Genomic DNA, 17,056 nt, shown 5'->3' on the forward strand with positions numbered 1-17,056 from the left:
GCCGCGCCCGCCGCCAGCGCCAGCGCGACCAGCACCCGGCGGCGCGCGCGTCCGGCCGCCCGCAGGTTGCGGTAGCGCTGCCGCGCCGACGCCCCCGCGCCGGAACGCGGCGGACGACCGGGCGGACGGCCGGGCCATGACGGACGAAGCGACGTCATGGCGCCCCCGTGCCCGCCACGAGCCGCGGGGAACGAAGTTTGGAGGGGCTTTGGTGTCATTTGACGTGCTCGTCGAGAAGCGCCGGGACCGGAACGGCGGCGTGCGCGTGGTCGTCGCCGCTGACCAATTTCGTCCCCCATGTCGACATGAACGGCATTTTCCGGGCAAGGTGGGCACGGTCTTGATCACTCAATGGAGAGGATCGGCGCATGTCCCCCCTGCGCACCTCGCGGCACCGGCTGCGCACCCCCGGCCGGGCGCTGCCCCTGGCGGTCGCCGCCGTCGCCGCGGTCACCCTGGCGGCCCCGGCCGACGCCGCCGTCCGGCACCGCTTCACCCCCGGCGCCCCCGGCGTGGGCGACCCCTACTTCCCGCACCTGGGCAACGGCGGCTACGACGTCCAGCATTACAAGCTGAAGCTCGCCTACGACCCCGACCACGACCAGCTCGACGGCACCGCGCGCATCACCGCCCGGGCCACCCAGAACCTGTCGACGTTCAACCTCGACCTCAACGGGATGGACGTCGAGAGGGTCACCGTCGACGGCCGCCGCGCCCACCACAAGCGGCGCGGCACCGAGCTGACGATCACCCCGCGCAAGGGGCTGCGCAAGGGCCGCCACTTCACCGTCGCCGTCACCTACGGCGGCGTGCCCAAGACGATCGTCGGGTCGCCGATCGTGTTCGGCTCGCCCTACGGCTTCCTGCACACCCCCGACGGCGCCTACGTCGGAGCCGAGCCGGACGGGGCCTCCACCTGGTTCCCCGCCAACGACCACCCCTCCGACAAGGCCCGCTACGACTTCTCCCTCACCGTGCCCAAGGGCCTGGGAGCCGTCGCCAACGGCGTGCTGGTGTCCAAGAGGGCGGGGAAGACCGTGCTGAGCCGCCGCCGCTCGGCCACCGACACCGTCACCTACGACTGGCGCGAGTCGGGCCTGATGGCCAGCTACCTGGCGACCATCGACATCGGCAAGTGGGACGTCAAGACCGGCAAGACCGCCGGTGGCGTGCCGATGTACGTGGCGATCGACCCCGAGGTGCGCAAGCTGTCCGCCCCCGGCGGCGTCGACCCGATCGACTACTACTACGACACCACCGCCAAGTCCACCGACCTGTGGGTCAAGCTGTTCGGCGAGTACCCGTTCAACACCGCCGGGGCGATCGTCGACGACGCCCGCTTCAACGGCCAGCCGCTCGGCTTCTCCCTGGAGACCAACGGCAAGCCGGTCTACTCGGCGATCCGCCCGGACCGCACCATCGCCCACGAGATGGCCCACCAGTGGTGGGGCAACAGCGTCGGCCCCAAGACCTGGCAGCAGATCTGGCTCAACGAGAGCTTCGCCCGCTGGTCCAACTGGTACTGGACCGAACTGCAGGGCGGCACGAGCGTCGCCGCGCAGGCCCGCGCCACCTACAACGCCAAGCCGTTCCCCGACCCGGCGGGCGCGCCCTACTGGTCGGTCGTGATCGCCGATCCCAAGCGCGACACCATGTTCAACGACCGGGTCTACTCCGGCGGCGGCATGGTGCTGCAGTTCCTCCGCGAGAAGATCGGTGACGAGAGGTTCTTCGCGCTGCTGCGCGCCTGGTACGCCCAGAACCGCGACAGGAACGTGACGACCGAGCAGTTCACCGCCCTGGCCGAGAAGGTCTCCGGGCAGGACCTGGACGAGTTCTTCAGGACCTGGATCTACTCCCCCGGCAAGCCCCCGCTCCCCTAGTCCGTCGGCCGTTCCCGGCCCTCCGGTGCCCGTCCACGCCTCCCGGTGTGGGCGGGCATCGACTTTGGTCTATGGGCCATGGAGTTTCGGCCGATTCCGCACCCTCCGCGCACGCGCGATCCTGCTGGAGACGTTGCAGGGAACAGGACGTGACGAGCAGGGGGATGACGGTGACGGGTACGGCCCAGGCACGCTGGCTGCTGATGGACGGCGACCGCCGTCTGGAGGTCGAGGCCTCCCCGCGGGGCAAGACCCGCTGGGCGCGGCTGTACGTGGACGACCGCCAGGTGGTCGAGAAGGAGACCAAGCTCAAGTCGCTCACCTTCGAACCGGCCGACCTCGCCGCCGACGAGGCGTTCGCGCACTTCGGGCCCAAGGCGAAGCTCCGCGTCGAGTGGGACTGGCTGGGCGACCCCGGCCGGATCGCCGTGCTGGTGCCCAAGCAGACCGGCGACGGGAAGGACGGCGAGGAGCCGAAGGTCGGCCTGGAGAAGGCCGCCGAGGAGAACGACGAGGACAAGCGGAAGGGCAAGGACAAGGAGAAGGAGGAGGCGCTCCAGGAGCTGCTGAAGCGTTTCGAGGAGATCCCCTTCTCCCCGCCCGAGGGCACCCGCGCCCACCGGCGCGAGAAGTTCGCCCGCGAGCACCCCAGGCTGTTCGCGGGCCGGCACGTGATGCTGGCGACCGGGAAGGTGATCTGGCCGCTGCTGGGCATCGGCGTGTTCATCAACCTCAACGTGCGCATCCCCTGGCCCGACATCCCCTTCCCCGAGATCGACCTGCCGGACATCCCCTTCCCCGACGTCCACATTCCGTGGCCGGACATCGACCTGCCCGACGTGTCCCTGCCGGGGTGGCTCCAGGCGATCCTGGCCACCACCAAGTACTGGGTGCCGATCCTCATCGCGCTCGGCATGGCGGTCAGCGAGTACAAGCGCCGCAAGAGGCAGCAGGCGAAGGTCGCCGAACTGGCCGCCAAGCAGAACGCCGAGCGCAACGCCGGGCAGGAGGCCGGGCAGGAGGCCGGGCAGGAGACCTCGGCCCCCTCCGAACGCGTCAACCACTGAGCAGCGCGAACAGTCCCGCGCAGGTCAACGCCACCATCACCACCGCGATGGGCAGTTGGCCGCGCAGGGCCCGTTCGGACGGCCGGGTGCGCAGCGCCAGGTCGTGCGCGGCGATCGTGCCCGCGATGTGGCCGAGCACGATGGCGTTCACCTGGACCTGCGCGATCAGCGTCGGGCCGACCAGGTCGTAGTCGACGCGGTTGCCGGTCGAGCCCAGCAGGTTCCAGCCCGCCCCGAACGGGTCGCTGGCCAGGATGACCGTCGTCTGCCCCTCCAGCAGGAAGAACGAGAAGTAGTGCGCCAGGGTGTAGCCCAGCGCGATCGGCAGCAGCGTCGCGGCGAACCGCCCCGGCATCCGCCGGGGGTCCTGGCCGGTGGCGGCGGCGCTGACCCGCATCGCGGCCAGGTACAGCACCGACACCGCGCCGATCGCCGCGCCCAGCCCCAGCGTTCCGGCGAGCAGGCTGGAGGGATCGACGTTGTCGCGCCAGTAGGTGGTGCGGGTGATCCCGTCGAACCCGGTCGAGCCGATCAGCACGCACGCGGTGGCGACCAGGCCGGGTTCCCCGGTGTGGCGCATCAGGCCGTGCAGCGGGGTCCGCCACACCAGCGTCCCGTCGGAACGCCGCCCGATCGGGCACATCCGCGCCAGCAGGCTGGAGTAGGCCTCAAAACCGTCGCCCCGCGTGAACCAGTCCCGGCCGAACCACCAGGCCAGCGCCGTGTTCACCCCCGCGTACGCCACGATCAGCGCGCCGACCAGGCGCGGGTCGGAGCGGTCGGGGGCGACCAGCTCCAGCCACACGAACGCCGTGAGCCATCCCGCCGCGGGCCGGTAACCGACCCCGGCGGGCAGCGGGCGGCGGCCGTCCGGGTCGGTGCGGGTCAGGCGGCACAGCCCGGCATGCAGGGTGCGCAGCGGGTTGACGCGCCGCCACACCGGCCCGAGCAGCACGCTGAGCGGCACGAGTCCCACCCAGAAGGTGACGAACAGCGCCCACGGCGCGAGGTTGCGCTTGTCGGTGGGCGGTCCGGCGAACGCCACCGCCACGACGAGCGCGGTCGCCGCCAGCGACAGCGCGCGTCCGGCGCCGGTCAGCGCGGGCGCGTCCAGCAGCCGGGCCAGGCGCGGCGGCACCGGACGGCCGCCGTCGGGGTGCAGCCGGGGCCGCTTCCAGGCCCAGGTCAGGGCGAGGAACGAGACGGCCACGGCGATCCCGCCGCCGACGATGGCGCTGACGGCGTCCAGCGGAAGGTCGGTGCGGCCGCCGAGCCCGTGGGCCAGGACGTGCCCCCGCGCGGCCTCTCCCGACAGCCGCACCTCAGCCCACCTGGAGTTCGAGGACGCGGGCCTTGGAGCGGTGCAGTTCGGCCTCGAAGACCCCGGGCTTGTCGGCGGTCAGCTCCAGGACGGCGGGGCGGCCGGGACGCAGGTCGAGCGTGCGGTCGTAGCCGTGCAGGTGGAACTCGTCGGCGGCGTCGCTGGTGACGGTGAACCGCACGGTCGTGCCGCGCCGGACCTTCACGCGGCCGCTGGCGGTGCTCGCCTTTCCCTTGGCGACCGTGACTGTGACGTTGGTTACGTTCTGCTGACCCGAAGGCGCGGACGCGGGCGCGGAGGAGGCGTCGGTGGTGGCGGCCGATGGTGCCGCTGACGTGGGCGAATCGGTCGCCGGCTCGCCGCAGGCGGCCGCCGTTCCCAGGATCCCCACCGTCACCACCGCTGTCAGAGCCCTCTTCAGCCGCACCGTTTCGCCTCTCTCTTCCCACTGGTGTCTCACACCACAGAACGTGACACTAGACGATGACACATTGGTTGCTGACATACTCCGGCCAGGGTCGGTTTGTACCCCGTTCAGGCGGCTATAGGAGCACCCGTGTGGGATCGAGTCACGAACACCGGATCGGAGGTCGCCCTCGCGCTGGCGGCGCGGGGAGCGGCGCAGGAGCCCAAGCCCGCGGGCGGCGCGGCGCTTGACCAGATCCTCATCGCCACCGGGGGCGCGGCGGTCCTCACCGTCGTGCTGCTGCTGTTCGGCTGGGGGCACCGCACGGGCCGGATCACGGTGCTGACGCGGCTGGCGGACCTGTCGGAGCGCGGCCCCGGACGCGGGCTGCCCGGCTGGGCCTCGCTGCCGATCATCGTGGCGCTGGTCTCGCTCATCACGGCGCTGCTGGGCATGTACTGGGACATCTCCCTGCACATCTCGCACGGCCGCGACGAGGGGCCGCTGGCCAACATCGCGCACTACCCGATCCTGATCGGCCTGTTCGGCATCTTCACCGCCGGGGTGCTGGCGGTGGCGCTGCCCAAGGGCGTGCGTCCGGGACGGGCGTCGGTGCGCGTCACCCGCGACTGGTACGCCCCGGCGGGCGGCGTGCTGCTGGCCGGGGCCGGGTTCTACGCGCTGCTGGGCTTCCCGCTCGACGACGTGTGGCACCGCATCTTCGGCCAGGACGTCACCCTGTGGGGCCCCACCCACCTGATGCTGATCGGCGGCGCGGGCCTGTCGCTGGTCGCCATGATGATCCTGGAGCGCGAGGGCCGCCGCGCCTACGACGGCCCGGCCGACGCCGAGCCCCCGAGGTGGGCGCGTTACGTGCGGCGCGGCATGCACGCGGGCGGCCTGCTGATCGGCCTGTCGGTGTTCCAGGCCGAGTTCGACTTCGGCGTCCCGCAGTTCCGCCTGGTGTTCCAGCCGCTGCTGATCGCGCTGGCCGCCGGGTGCGCGCTGGTCGCCGCCCGGCTGTGGGTCGGCCGGGGCGGCGCGCTGTTCGCGGTCGTGTTCTACATGCTGGTCCGCGGCGGCGTGTCGGTGTTCGTCGGCCCGGTCATCGGTGAACTGTGGGCCTCGGTGCCGCTGTACTTCGCCGAGGCGCTGCTGATCGAGCTGGCCGCGCTGTTCCTGGCCCGCCGTCCGCTGCTGCTGGGCGCGGTCGGCGGCGTGCTGGTCGGCACGGCCGGGTTCGCCGCCGAGTTCGCCTGGACGCAGGTGGCCTACAAGCTGCCGTGGGCCGGGGACATGGTGCCCGAGGGCGTGCTGATGGCGCTGGTCGGCGGGGTCGCGGGCGGTCTGTGCGGCGCGATGCTCGCCGAGGGGCTGGAGGGTCGGATGCCGAGGCCCGCACTGGCGCGCGGCCTGTTCGCCGCCTCGCTGGTGGGCGTGTCCGTCGCCGTCGCCAACGGCCTGGTCATCAACGTCCCGCAGCAGCAGAAGGCCACCGTCACCCTGCTGGACGTGCGCGGCGACGCGGGGAACCGCACCGCCAACGCCCGCGTCGTGCTGGACCCGCGCGACGCCGCCGACGGCCCCGCCTGGGTGGCGATCACCGCCTGGCAGGGCCGGGGCCTGCACGTCGAGCCGCTGGTCCGGGAGGCCGAGGGCGTCTACCGCACCAGCGCGCCGATGCCGCTGCACGGCCAGTGGAAGACGCTGGTCCGCCTGCACGACGGCCGGACCCTGGCCGGAGTGCCGATCTACCTGCCCGCGGACCCGGCGATCGGCGCCCGGGAACTGCCCGCCACCAACAGCTTCACCCGCGACGTGCAGAGCGAGAAGAGGATCCTCCAGCGCGAGCTGAAGAGCGGGGTGCCGGGCTGGCTGTGGCTGGCGGCCTCCTCGGTGGTGCTGTTCTGCACCCTGGCCCTGCTGGTCGCGCTCGGCTGGGGCGTGGCCCGCGTCGCCCGCCTGCTGCCCGAGCCCGCCCGCGTCGGCGGCGCACCCCGCGAGAGGGTCGGCACGTGACGCCCGTCGAGGGGGTGCTGGCGACCCATCCGATCGTCAGCGCGATCCCGTTCTTCGTGCCGACGTTCATCGTCGTCGCCGTGATCGCCGTGGTGGTGTGGCGGGATCGCCGCCGCGGCGACGACGAGACCGGCCGGACCGGAGAGGCAGGCGAGGGCGCCGGGGAGCGGACCCCCGGTGCGGGTGAGCGCAGCGACGCGGCCTAAGATCGCCGCCCATGACGACGTCTTCCTCCGGCCCCTCCGGCTACCTGTCCGAGCTGTTCTCCCTGGAGGGAAGGGTGGCGGTGGTGACCGGCGGCAGCTCCGGCATCGGCCGCGCCATCGCCGAGGCGCTGGCGCGCGCCGGGGCGTCGGTCGTCATCGTCGCCCGCCGCGAGACCGAACTGGACGCCGTGGTCGCCGACCTGGAGCGGCTCGGCTGCCGGGCCGCGCGGGTCAGCGCCGACCTGGCCTCCCGCGCGGGGGTCCGCGCCGCCGCCGAGCGGGCCGCCGAACCGTTCGGCGAGCCCGACATCCTGGTCAACTGCGCCGGGATCAACCTGCGGCCCCCGATGGACGACCTCGGCGAGGACGTGTGGGACCGCACGATGGCGGTGAACCTGGACGCCCCGTTCCTGCTGTCCCAGCGCTACGCCCCCGGCATGGCCGAACGCGGCTACGGCCGCCTGATCCACGTGTCGTCCCAGCAGGCGTTCCGCGCGTTCGTCACCAGCGGCGCCTACGGCGTGTCCAAGGCGGGACTGGAGGGGCTGGCCCGCTCCCAGGCCGAGGCGTGGTCGCCGCGCGGCGTCACCGCCAACACCCTGGTGCCGGGGTTCGTGCTGACCCCGCTCAACGCCCGCCTCCAGGACGACCCCGAACGCGTCGAGGCCCTGGCCGCCCGCACGATGGTCGGCCGCAACGGGGTGCCCGCCGACTTCGCGGGCGCGGCGGTGTTCCTGGCGAGCCCCGCCTCGGCCTACGTCACCGGTCAGTCGCTGTTCGTGGACGGCGGGTTCTCCGTGCACTGAGGGCGCACCAGCACCTCGATCCCGTCCAGCAGGCGTTCCATCCCGAACATGAACTCCCAGTCGGGGTCGTCCTCCTCCTCGAACACCCCGGACCTGGCCGCGCGGTACAGCTCGGGGAAGCGGTGCTCGTCGAGCACCTCCAGCAGCATCGGCCCGTACCCCGTCAGCGCGTCCGACGGGTCGTTGCCGGTGCGTTCGAACGCGGCGGCCAGGTCCGCGGCCAGCAGGGCCTCGCTGCGCACGAAGCCGCTGACCAGCACCAGGATGGAGAGCTTGGTGCCGTCGTCCAGGCCGGTGCCGCGCAGGCAGCGCAGCCCGGTCTCCATCCAGGCCACCGAGTGGGGCATCACCGGCGGGCCGTTGACCGGGACGCGCAGCGCCCAGGTGTGGCGCCGCACGACGGCACGCATCCGGCCCGCCCACCACAGCAGCCCCTCCCGCCATCCCGTCCCGGGGGCGGGCGGCTCGGGCGGCGGGCCGAACAGCGTGTCCTGCATGATCGTCAGCAGGTCGGCCTTGGCGGGCACGTAGCGGTACAGCGCCATCGTGGAGACCCCGACCTCGGCGGCGACCCGGCTCATCGACACCGCCTCCAGCCCCTCGGCCTCGCCCACCCGGATCGCCGCCTCGACGATCCGCTCCAGCGTCAGCGCCCGCCGAGGGCCCTTGGCGGGGCGTTCCCGCCGCCCCCAGGCGAGCTCCACGCTCGCGGGCAGTTGCTGCCTGTGCTCTGCGCTCTTCACGTTCCGAAGCCTAGGGCGTTGACGCCGGCATCCCTTCTGTGTATACCCTACGCAGTAATGCGTATGGCATACACAGTAAGTGTTTCGAGGATCCCCGGGAGGGGCCGTGCACGATGAACCGGCGATCGAGACGGCCGGACTGAGCAAGTCCTACGGCAGGGTCACCGTCCTGAAGGGCATCGACCTGCGGGTGGCCAGGGGCGAGGTCCTCGCGCTGCTCGGCCCCAACGGGGCGGGCAAGACCACCACCGTCCGCATCCTGGCGACGCTGACCCGGCCGGACGGCGGCACCGCCCGGATCGCCGGGCACGACGTGGTGGCCGACGCCCGCCGCGTGCGGCGCGTCATCAGCCTCACCGGCCAGTACGCGGCCGTCGACGAGAACCAGACCGGCGCCGAGAACCTGCGCATGATGGCCCGGCTGCGCCGGCTGTCCCGCCCGCAGGCCCGCCGCCGCGCCGCCGAACTGCTGGAGCGCTTCGACCTGGCCGACGCCGCCGACCGGCGCGTCGCCACCTACTCCGGCGGCATGCGCCGCCGCCTGGACCTGGCGTGCGGGCTGGTCACCGACCCCGAGGTGGTGTTCCTGGACGAGCCCACCACCGGCCTGGACCCGCGCAGCCGGCAGGCGATGTGGCGGGTGGTCGGCGAACTGACCGCCACCGGCGTGACGGTCCTGCTGACCACCCAGTACCTGGAGGAGGCCGATCGGCTCGCCGACCGCATCGCCTTGCTGGACGGTGGCCGCGTCGTCGCCGAGGGCACCGCCGCCGAGCTCAAGGACCGCGTCGCCGCCGCCCAGCTGACCATGGTCCTCACCAGCACCGACGCGTTCGAGGCGGCGCTGCACGCGCTCGGGGGCCGGGTGACGCAGCTGGACTCGGCCCGCCGTTCCCTCGCCGTCGCCACCGACGGATCGGCCGCGCACGTGCGCTCCCTGCTGGACGAGATCGACCCCGGACGCACCGCGGTCGAGTCGTTCGCCGTCCGCGAGGCCACCCTCGACGACGTCTTCCTGACCCTGACCGGCACGACCAAGGAGGCCGCCGGTGTCTGACCTTCTCGCCTGGCCGGTGCTGGCCGGCCGCGGCCTGCGCCTGAGCATGCGCAACCTGGAAGCGCTGCTGATCTCGCTCATGCTGCCGGTGCTGCTGATGCTGCTGTTCGTCTACATCTTCGGCGGCGCCATCCGCACCGACACCGACTACGTCACCTACGCCGTCCCCGGCGTCCTGCTGCTGTGCTGCTCCTACGGGGCCTCGCTCACCGCCGTCGGCGTCGCCGAGGACATGACCCAGGGCGTGGTGGACCGCTTCCGGTCCATGGACGTCGGCGGCCCGGCGCTGCTGGCCGCGCACGTCACCGCCAGCACCCTGCGCAACCTGCTGTCCACCGCCATGGTGATGGCCGTGGCCCTGCTGATCGGGTTCCGCCCCGACGCGGGCCCGCTGGGATGGCTGGCGGGCCTCGGCGTGCTGGTGGCCTTCATCGTGGCGATGTCGGCGGTGTCGGCCGCGGTGGGCCTGGTGGCCAAGACGACGGAGGCGGCCAGCGGCTTCACCTTCTTCGTGCTGTTCCTGCCCTACCCCAGCAGCGCGTTCGTGCCGGTCGACACGATGCCGGGCTGGCTGCACGGCTTCGCCGAGCACCAGCCCGCCACCCCGATCATCGAGAGCGTGCGCGGCCTGCTGCTGGACCAGCCGGTCGGCGACCGCCCCTGGACCGCCCTGGCCTGGTGCGGAGTCCTGCTGCTGGCCTCGGTGGCACTGTCGGGACCGCTGTTCCGGCGGCGCACCCGGTGACGGGAACATCAACAAACCGTGACCGGGGGGCGGACGCCCGGTTACCATGAGCGCCACGACGACGCAGGTCCCGGCCGGCCGGGACTGAGCACCGAGGTGGCCGTGTCTAGTCTGGCAGCAGCGCGCCGGCCCGGGAACCTGCCCGCCGACGTGACGACGTTCGTGGGCCGCGGAGCCGAGCTCGCCCTGGTCCGGCAGGCCCTGTCCCGGGCCCGGCTGGTCACCCTCACCGGGGTGGGCGGCGTCGGCAAGACCCGCCTGGGGCTGCGGGTCGCCGAGGAGGCGCGCCCCTCGTTCCCCGACGGCGTGTGGCTGGTGGAGCTGTCCTCGCTGCACGACCCGACCCTGCTGGCCGACCGGGTGTGCCGGGCGCTGCGGCTCCAGGACCAGTCGGCCAGGTCCCAGCTGGAGGTCCTGGCCGACTACCTGGCCGACCAGCGGGCGCTGCTGCTGCTGGACACCTGCGAGCACCTGGTCGACGCCTGCACCCTGCTGGCCGAGACACTGCTGCGGGCCGCCCCGCGGCTATGCGTGCTGACCACCACCCGCCAGCCGCTCGGCATCCCCGGCGAGCACGTGATCCCCGTCCCGCCGCTGGCGTCGCCGCCGCCCCGCGGGCCCGACCCGGCCGAGCCGTGGCAGGACGCGCTGCTGCTGTTCGCCGACCGCGCGGCCGCCGCCGACCCGACGTTCTCGCTGTCGGAGGGCAACCTGGAGGCCGCCTCCCAGCTGTGCCGCCGCCTGGACGGCATCCCCCTGGCGATCGAGCTGGCGGCGGTGCAGCTGCGCGTGCTGTCGGTCGCCCAGCTCGCCGCCCGGCTGGACGACCGGTTCCGCATCCTGGGCAGGCGCGCCCGCATCAGCGACCAGCGGCACCACACCCTGCAGTCGGCCATCGAGTGGAGCCACGAGCTGTGCACCGGCGCCGAACGGCTGCTGTGGGCGCGGCTCAGCGTGTTCGCCGGGGACTTCGACCTGGAGTCCGCCGAGGACGTCTGCGCCGGGGACGAGCTCACCGACGTCCTGGAACCGCTCATCGGGCTGGTGGACAAGTCCATCGTCCTGCGCCGCGACACCTCCGACGGCGTGCGGTTCGCGATGCTGGACACGCTGCGCGAGTACGGGCGCGACCGGCTGCGCGCCGCCGGTCAGGAGACCGCGCTGCTGCACCGCCACCGCGACCACTGCCTGGACCTGGCCCGCCGCTGCAACGCCGGCTGGGGCGGACGCGACCAGCTCGACTGGTGCGGGCGGCTGCACCCCCACTACGCCGACATCGCCGCCGCCCTGACCCGCTGCGCGACCGACCCGGCCCAGCACCGGGCGGGCCTGACGCTCGCGGCCGAGCTGGGCTTCTACTGGATGGCCAGCGGCCACCTCAAGCAGGGCTGCCACTTCCTGGGCCGCCTGCTGGAGCTGTGCCCCGACCCGACCCCCGAACGGGCCTGGGCGCTGTGGGTCCGCGGCTGGATGGCCGTCCCCCAGGGCGACTTCGCCCGCGCCGAGCGGCACGCCGCCGAGGCCCGGGAGATCGCCGAGGCCCTCGGCCTGGCCGCCACCCGCGCCTACGCCGTCTACACCCTCGCCACCGCCGCGATCATGAGCGGTGACCTGGACCGCGGCATCGCGCTGTGCCGGGAGGCGATCGACGCCCACCGCGCGGCGGGCGACACCGGCGTCGGGCAGACCCTCGCCCGCACCAGCCTGGCCCTGGGCCTGCTGCACCAGGGCCACCCCGACCGGGCCGTGACGGAGCTGGCGGCCGCCCGGCGGCCCTGCGAGGCGCTCGGCGAGATGTGGGCGCGCTCGTTCTGCGACCTCATCCGCAGCATGGCCGAGCAGAGCCGCGGCGACGTCCCCGCGACGGTGCGGTACGCCCGCGCCGCGCTGGAGGTCAAACACCGGCTGGGCGACCAGCCCGGCACCGCCGCCGCGCTGGACGTGCTGGCGGGCGCGGCCATGGCGGACGGCGACGGCGAACGCGCGGCCCGGCTACTGGGCGCCGCCCAGGGCTGCTGGACGCGTGCCGGAGCCGCGCAGGCCGCCGGCGCCCCCGCGCTGCTGGCCGCCCGCGACGCCTGCGAGGAGGCCGCCCTCGCGCTGGTCGGGGAGGAACGCTACGACGCGGCGTTCCAGGACGGCCTGCGCGCCCCGATCGCCGACGCCGTCGGCTACGCCCTCGACCAGACCGCCGCGCTCGCCCCGTCCCGCGGCGAGCCCTGCGGCGGCTCGCCGTTGAGCCCGCGCGAACGGCAGGTCGCCGAACTGGTCGCCCAGGGCATGTCCAACCGGGAGATCGCCGAACGGCTCGTCATCTCCCGCCGCACCGCCGACTCCCACATCGAGCACATCCTGGGCAAGCTCGGCTTCAACTCCCGCACCCAGATCGCGGTCTGGATGACGCGGCGCTCCTGAGCCCGGTCACTCGTACTCGGTGCCGCCCTTGCGCGTCAGGTAGGCGGGCGAGACGAACTTGCCGATCGCCCGGCCGCCGGTGACGGGGCTGTACCGCTCGACGGCGGGGCGCACGACCAGCCCCTCCCGCAGGTGGGCGCCCGACCCCGAGACGGTCTCCCGCCCCGAGGCCAGCTCCATCAGCGCGTCGGTGTCGAACGGCCCCTCGTACAGCCGGGGAACGGCGGGCAGCCCCACCTCCCCCAGCAGCCGGGCCGTCTCGTCCGCGTCCAGCCAGCGGACCGAGCCGCCGTCGGCCGACACCGCCACGTCGAACACCGCGTAGCCGGGCCGGTCGCTCTTGCCGTCGGCGCCGTAGGCCAGGTCCTGCACCCCGCGCCCGTAGACCTCGCCGAACACCGCCACCCGGTCGACGTCCAGCAGCGCGGCGATGCGCTGGGCGGCCTCGGGAACGCCGTGGGTCTCCACGGCCCGCCAGTACAGGTTCGACGGGTCCCGCCGGATCGCCATGCGCTTGGCGCTGAAGCCCTTGGAGGACACGAACTCCTCCCCGCCCGCCAGGGTGAACGCGCACGCCGTTCCGTGGATCTTCTCGGTGGCCACCACCGGCTCTCCGGCCTCGAACAGCGCCGGATACCGCTTGACGTCCTCGATCTCGATCCACGGCACCAGGTCCGGGGCCGCGATCACCTCGCCGGCCATGTGCACCGGGATCGGCGGCACCCACTTGGTGACCCCGAGCTCACCGGCGAAGTCGCGGCCCTCGGCGTGCGCGGCGGCCAGGTCGACGTCCCGCACCGCCGCGGGCACGCAGACGATCCCCTGCGACAGCTCACCGCGCAGCCGCACCGCCTTGACGCGGTTGCGGCCCGACCCGGCGAGCCTGCCGGTCAGCCCCAGCTCCGCGATCAGGTCGTCGGGCAGCAACGCCCCCTCGGGGATGTACAGCGCCCAGTCGCCGGTGCGGTACTGACCCTTGGCGACGACGGCCCGGTACAGCCCGACCTGGGCGAGTTCGAGGGCGTCGGCGTTGTCGTGGGGGTGAATGGTCAGTCGTTCCGCGGTGACGCGCAGTGTGGACACGTCGGTTCCCTTCCATGGGGCTCTGCCGTCCTCGTGCAGGTTGGCAGGGCTCCCACGGAGCGGGCAACGCGTTTTGTCCCGCGTCACCCCTCCCGCGTCACTTCGCGCCGTGCTCGGCGGCCAGCCGGTCGATCGTCGCGGCCAGGTCGAAGTCCTTGCCGGTCAGTCCCCCGGCGCTGTGCGTGGACAGCGCGAAGGCGACCGTCGTCCAGCGGATGTCGATGTCGGGGTGGTGGTCGGCGTCCTCGGCGGCCCGCGCCACGGCGTTGACCAGGTCGATCCCGGCCATGAACGAGGGCGCCCCGAACGCCCTGCGGATCTCGTCGCCCTCCCGGCTCCAGCCGTTCAGCCCGCCCAGGCGTTCGGTGATGGCGGCGTCGTCGAGCAGTGCGGTCATCGTCGTCCTCCCCGTGTTCGGTTCGCTCCGTTCCCTACCCACCGTGCCGCCGTCCCGGCCTGGCCCGGAGCAGGTCGTCGACGATCCAGTGCTGGAGCTCGGCGTCGCCGAGCCCCTCGGCGACGCGCAGCGCCTCCGTCAGGAACGCCTCGGCGCGCTCGTGCCGGCGCTGCTCGACCGCGCAGGTCCCGAGCCCGTGCAGCGCGTGCGCCAGGTCCTCGGTCCTGCCGGTCACCGCCGACAGCCGGCGCAGCCGGTCGTACATCCACTCGGCCTGCGGGAAGTCACGGCGGCTCTCGGCCATGACCGCCAGCTCGAACACGCACGACGACTCCAGCGTCGGGTCGCCGGTCTCCAGGGCGATCGTGATGGCGTGCCGGAGGGCGTGGTCGGCGCGGGCGTGGTCCTTGTAGGCGGCCGCGCAGACGCCCAGGCCGTACAGGCACCAGCCCTCGGTGGGACGGCGGCCGACCTCGGCGGCCAGGGCGCGGCCCTGCTCGAAGTTGGCCCAGGCGTTGTGGTGGTCGTCCTTGGCCACCAGCGCCTCGCCCAGGGCGCGCAGCCCCTCGGCGATCTCGGCGCGGTCCTCGGTCGCCACGGCCGCGCGCCACAGTTCCGTCGCGGCGGCCACCGCGCCGTCGGCGTCATCGCGTTGCATGGTCTCCCGGAACCGCGCCCGCAACGGCTCCAACGGCGCGGCGGGCCGAGGCGGCGGCGCGGCCGGTGGCGGGGCCAGTGGTGGGGCTGGTGGTGGGGTCGGTGCGGCGTCGCCGGTCAGCGTGTCGGCCCGCGGCCGCTCGGCGGGGTTCTTGGCCAGGGCCGCCGTCACGGTCCCGAGCAGGTCGGCGGGGACGCCGTCCAGGTCGGGTTCCCCGTTCAGCACCCGGTTGAAGACCTCCAGCGTCGTGGCGCCGTGGAAGCAGTGCCGCCCGGTCGCGGCGAACGCGACCGTCGCGCCCCAGGCGAAGACGTCGGCGGCCGGGCCGGGACGCTGCCCGTCGAAGACCTCCGGAGCGATGTACCCGGGCGTTCCGATCACCCCCTGGGTCATGCGCGTGGCCTCCGGCGCGACCGCGAGCCCCAGGTCGATCAGGACGGGGCGGCCGTCGGTCATCATCACGTTGCGCGGCGTCAGGTCCCGGTGGACGACGCCCGCCGCGTGCACGGCCCGCAACGCCTCGGCCAGCCCCCGCGCCACCGCGCGCAGCGCCTCCCCCTCCAGCGGCCCCCGCTCCTCGACGACGCGGTGCAGCGACAGGCCCTGCACGTACCGGGTGACCAGGTAGGGGGTCTCGCCGGTGAGATCGGCGTCGACGATCTCGGCGACGTTCGGGTGGCGGACCTGCCGCATGGCCGCCACCTCGCGTTCCATGCGTTCCAGCCCGCGGGACTCCGCCGCGATGTGGGGATGCAGCACCTTGACCGCGACCGTGCGGCCCTCCCCGTCCAACGCCAGGTGGACCGAGCCCATCCCGCCCGAACCGAGCAGGCGCAACACCTCGTAGGGACCGATCGTCTCCGGCTGCTTCGCCACCGTCACCCCTTCACCGCGTTCCCGGCGGCAGCCTAAGGTCTCCCACCGGGCAGCGGGTAGCGGGGCGTTCCGCCCGCCGCGCCCGCGCATGCGCGGATGCCGTCAGCCGACGGCCCGGTCCACGAGTTCGGGGATCCTCGACGGCTCGACACCGCACAGCCGCAGCATGCTCTGGGCGAGGGCGCCGGTGGCTTCGGCGAAGGTCATCCGGTCGGTGGTCACGGCCTCCGCCGCGGCGTGGCCGAGTGAGATGACAGCCGTGGCGAGCCAGGGCGCGGACAGGTCACGGGTGAACTCTCCGGCCTGTTGTCCTCGGGTGAGCACCTGGTGAAGACGGTCGTTCACCGCGTGATGCCGAGAGTGGTCCTCCTCGGGGGTCGCCGTCGCGGTGCTCAACAGTCGCGTGTAGCGCTGGAAGGAGCCCCAGCTTGCGTTGAGCAGCCGCAGCAGGGCCTCGGCGGCGGTTCCCTGGTCCAGCGGCACGGCGTCCATCTCGGCGACGGTTTCGGCCGTGATGGCGTCGATCACGGCGCTGACCAGCGCGTCCCTGTTCGCGAAGTGGGCGTAGACGGTCTGGCGGCTGACTCCGGCCGCGGTGGCGATGTCCTCGATGCTCGCGTGGGGCTCGGCGGCCAGGAGCCGCTGGGCCGCCTGGAGGACGGCGGCCGCGCTCCGGTCGGCGTCGGCACGGCGCCGCCTGCGCCGGGGAACCGCCATCTCGGACATGTTGTCAAGATTAGCAATCATCGCTAACTTTGACGCCGTGTCGGAGATAACGGCGGGACCCCCGGCCGTGTCCTGAACCAGTGATCTCCGATGCGGCCCCGGCCGCGCGGGAGACGCGCGCAACCACGGAGGAGCCCCCCATGAAGACCCGGCTCGTCGCCGGACTGGCGCTGCTGTCCACCGGCCTGCTGGCGGGAGCGTTCGGGTACGGTGCGACCAACGTCGCCACCACCTTCAACGCGGTCCCGCTGGACGTGCGCCTGACCTTCCATTCGGCGCTGATGCAGATGAACGGCCCCGTCATGCAGACGGCCATGGCCCTGGCCGTGCTGAGCTCGCTCGTCCTGGCGGTGCTGACGCGCGGCGCACCGCGCCTGCTGGCCGGTGCGGCCTGCGGGCTGGCGGTGGTGTCGTTCCTGGTCACCCGGTTCGGCAACGTCCCGATCAACCAGAAGATCAAGGTATGGGCGGTCACCACGCCCCCGCCCGACCACGCCGCGATCCTCCAGCGGTGGGAGAACTTCAACATCGTGCGCACGGTCACCGCACTCGTGGCGTTCCTGCTCATCATCACGCTGGTCATGCGTTCGTTCCGAGGAAGCGACCACTGATCCGACGGGACCGGTCGCGGGCGCGAGGCGTCCCTCA

General features: G+C 73.3%; 16 protein-coding genes. 9 read left to right on the forward strand and 7 right to left on the reverse strand.

Annotation, left to right across the window (positions count from 1 at the left end; genetic code table 11):
- Positions 1 to 368 precede the first annotated feature (368 nt).
- On the forward strand, positions 369 to 1,883 hold the full coding sequence (locus tag AKI01S_RS25865) for a M1 family metallopeptidase (protein ID WP_067823322.1): 1,515 nt from the start codon (positions 369 to 371) through the stop codon (positions 1,881 to 1,883).
- 149 nt (positions 1,884 to 2,032) lie between these two features.
- Positions 2,033 to 2,950, forward strand: coding sequence for a hypothetical protein (locus AKI01S_RS25870; protein ID WP_157420142.1), 918 nt, complete (start codon positions 2,033 to 2,035; stop codon positions 2,948 to 2,950).
- Here the strand turns inward: AKI01S_RS25870 and AKI01S_RS25875 are convergent.
- Positions 2,940 to 4,271, reverse strand: coding sequence for a hypothetical protein (locus AKI01S_RS25875; RefSeq protein WP_084000249.1), 1,332 nt, complete (start codon positions 4,269 to 4,271; stop codon positions 2,940 to 2,942). The genes AKI01S_RS25870 and AKI01S_RS25875 overlap by 11 nt on opposite strands.
- A 1-nt stretch (position 4,272) precedes the next feature.
- Positions 4,273 to 4,476, reverse strand: a complete 204-nt coding sequence (locus AKI01S_RS25880) for a cupredoxin domain-containing protein (RefSeq protein WP_067823329.1) — start codon at positions 4,474 to 4,476, stop codon at positions 4,273 to 4,275.
- A 351-nt stretch (positions 4,477 to 4,827) separates the two neighbouring features.
- On the opposite strand from AKI01S_RS25880, the gene AKI01S_RS25885 reads away from it, so the two are divergent.
- Genes AKI01S_RS25885 through AKI01S_RS25895 form a run of 3 tightly spaced genes read left to right on the forward strand, consistent with a single transcriptional unit; the run spans position 4,828 to position 7,708 of the window.
- Positions 4,828 to 6,696, forward strand: a complete 1,869-nt coding sequence (locus AKI01S_RS25885) for a hypothetical protein (protein ID WP_067823331.1) — start codon at positions 4,828 to 4,830, stop codon at positions 6,694 to 6,696.
- Complete coding sequence (locus AKI01S_RS25890; RefSeq protein WP_067823334.1) at positions 6,693 to 6,902, forward strand: hypothetical protein; 210 nt, start codon at positions 6,693 to 6,695, stop codon at positions 6,900 to 6,902. The genes AKI01S_RS25885 and AKI01S_RS25890 overlap by 4 nt, the downstream gene beginning before the upstream one ends.
- Before the next feature lie 11 nt (positions 6,903 to 6,913).
- Complete coding sequence (locus tag AKI01S_RS25895) at positions 6,914 to 7,708, forward strand: SDR family NAD(P)-dependent oxidoreductase (RefSeq protein WP_067823337.1); 795 nt, start codon at positions 6,914 to 6,916, stop codon at positions 7,706 to 7,708.
- Here the strand turns inward: AKI01S_RS25895 and AKI01S_RS25900 are convergent.
- Entirely contained in the window at positions 7,669 to 8,451 is a 783-nt protein-coding gene (locus AKI01S_RS25900; RefSeq protein ID WP_067823340.1) for a TetR/AcrR family transcriptional regulator, read from the reverse strand. The genes AKI01S_RS25895 and AKI01S_RS25900 overlap by 40 nt on opposite strands.
- 106 nt (positions 8,452 to 8,557) lie before the next feature.
- Between AKI01S_RS25900 and AKI01S_RS25905 the strand changes: the two genes are divergently transcribed.
- The 3 genes from AKI01S_RS25905 (at position 8,558) to AKI01S_RS25915 (ending at position 12,668) form a co-directional block, all read left to right on the forward strand.
- Positions 8,558 to 9,508 carry an ATP-binding cassette domain-containing protein gene (locus tag AKI01S_RS25905; protein WP_067823343.1) on the forward strand — a complete coding sequence of 317 codons (951 nt, stop codon included), beginning with the start codon at positions 8,558 to 8,560 and terminating at the stop codon, positions 9,506 to 9,508.
- The gene (locus AKI01S_RS25910; RefSeq protein WP_067823345.1) at positions 9,501 to 10,253 is read left to right on the forward strand and encodes an ABC transporter permease; all 753 of its coding nucleotides are present in this window, start codon (positions 9,501 to 9,503) and stop codon (positions 10,251 to 10,253) included. Before AKI01S_RS25905 ends, AKI01S_RS25910 begins: the two co-directional genes overlap by 8 nt.
- 150 nt (positions 10,254 to 10,403) lie before the next feature.
- On the forward strand, positions 10,404 to 12,668 hold the full coding sequence (locus tag AKI01S_RS25915; RefSeq protein WP_084000251.1) for an ATP-binding protein: 2,265 nt from the start codon (positions 10,404 to 10,406) through the stop codon (positions 12,666 to 12,668).
- A gap of 6 nt (positions 12,669 to 12,674) precedes the next feature.
- Here AKI01S_RS25915 and AKI01S_RS25920 read toward each other — a convergent pair whose 3' ends face one another.
- The 4 genes from AKI01S_RS25920 to AKI01S_RS25935 form a co-directional block, all read right to left on the reverse strand.
- On the reverse strand, positions 12,675 to 13,751 hold the full coding sequence (locus AKI01S_RS25920; protein ID WP_067823348.1) for an RNA ligase (ATP): 1,077 nt from the start codon (positions 13,749 to 13,751) through the stop codon (positions 12,675 to 12,677).
- A 97-nt stretch (positions 13,752 to 13,848) separates the two neighbouring features.
- Entirely contained in the window at positions 13,849 to 14,148 is a 300-nt protein-coding gene (locus tag AKI01S_RS25925) for a 4a-hydroxytetrahydrobiopterin dehydratase (RefSeq protein ID WP_067823351.1), read from the reverse strand.
- 34 nt (positions 14,149 to 14,182) lie between these two features.
- The gene (locus tag AKI01S_RS25930) at positions 14,183 to 15,682 is read right to left on the reverse strand and encodes a serine/threonine-protein kinase (RefSeq protein WP_169814016.1); all 1,500 of its coding nucleotides are present in this window, start codon (positions 15,680 to 15,682) and stop codon (positions 14,183 to 14,185) included.
- A 102-nt stretch (positions 15,683 to 15,784) separates the two neighbouring features.
- Entirely contained in the window at positions 15,785 to 16,408 is a 624-nt protein-coding gene (locus AKI01S_RS25935) for a TetR/AcrR family transcriptional regulator (protein WP_245681777.1), read from the reverse strand.
- 140 nt (positions 16,409 to 16,548) lie between these two features.
- Between AKI01S_RS25935 and AKI01S_RS25940 the strand changes: the two genes are divergently transcribed.
- Positions 16,549 to 17,019, forward strand: a complete 471-nt coding sequence (locus tag AKI01S_RS25940) for an anthrone oxygenase family protein (RefSeq protein WP_067823359.1) — start codon at positions 16,549 to 16,551, stop codon at positions 17,017 to 17,019.
- The last annotated feature ends 37 nt before the right edge of the window (positions 17,020 to 17,056 follow it).

This window comes from Actinomadura kijaniata NBRC 14229, assembly GCF_001552175.1.
GTDB classification, from domain to species: Bacteria; Actinomycetota; Actinomycetes; order Streptosporangiales; family Streptosporangiaceae; genus Spirillospora; species Spirillospora kijaniata.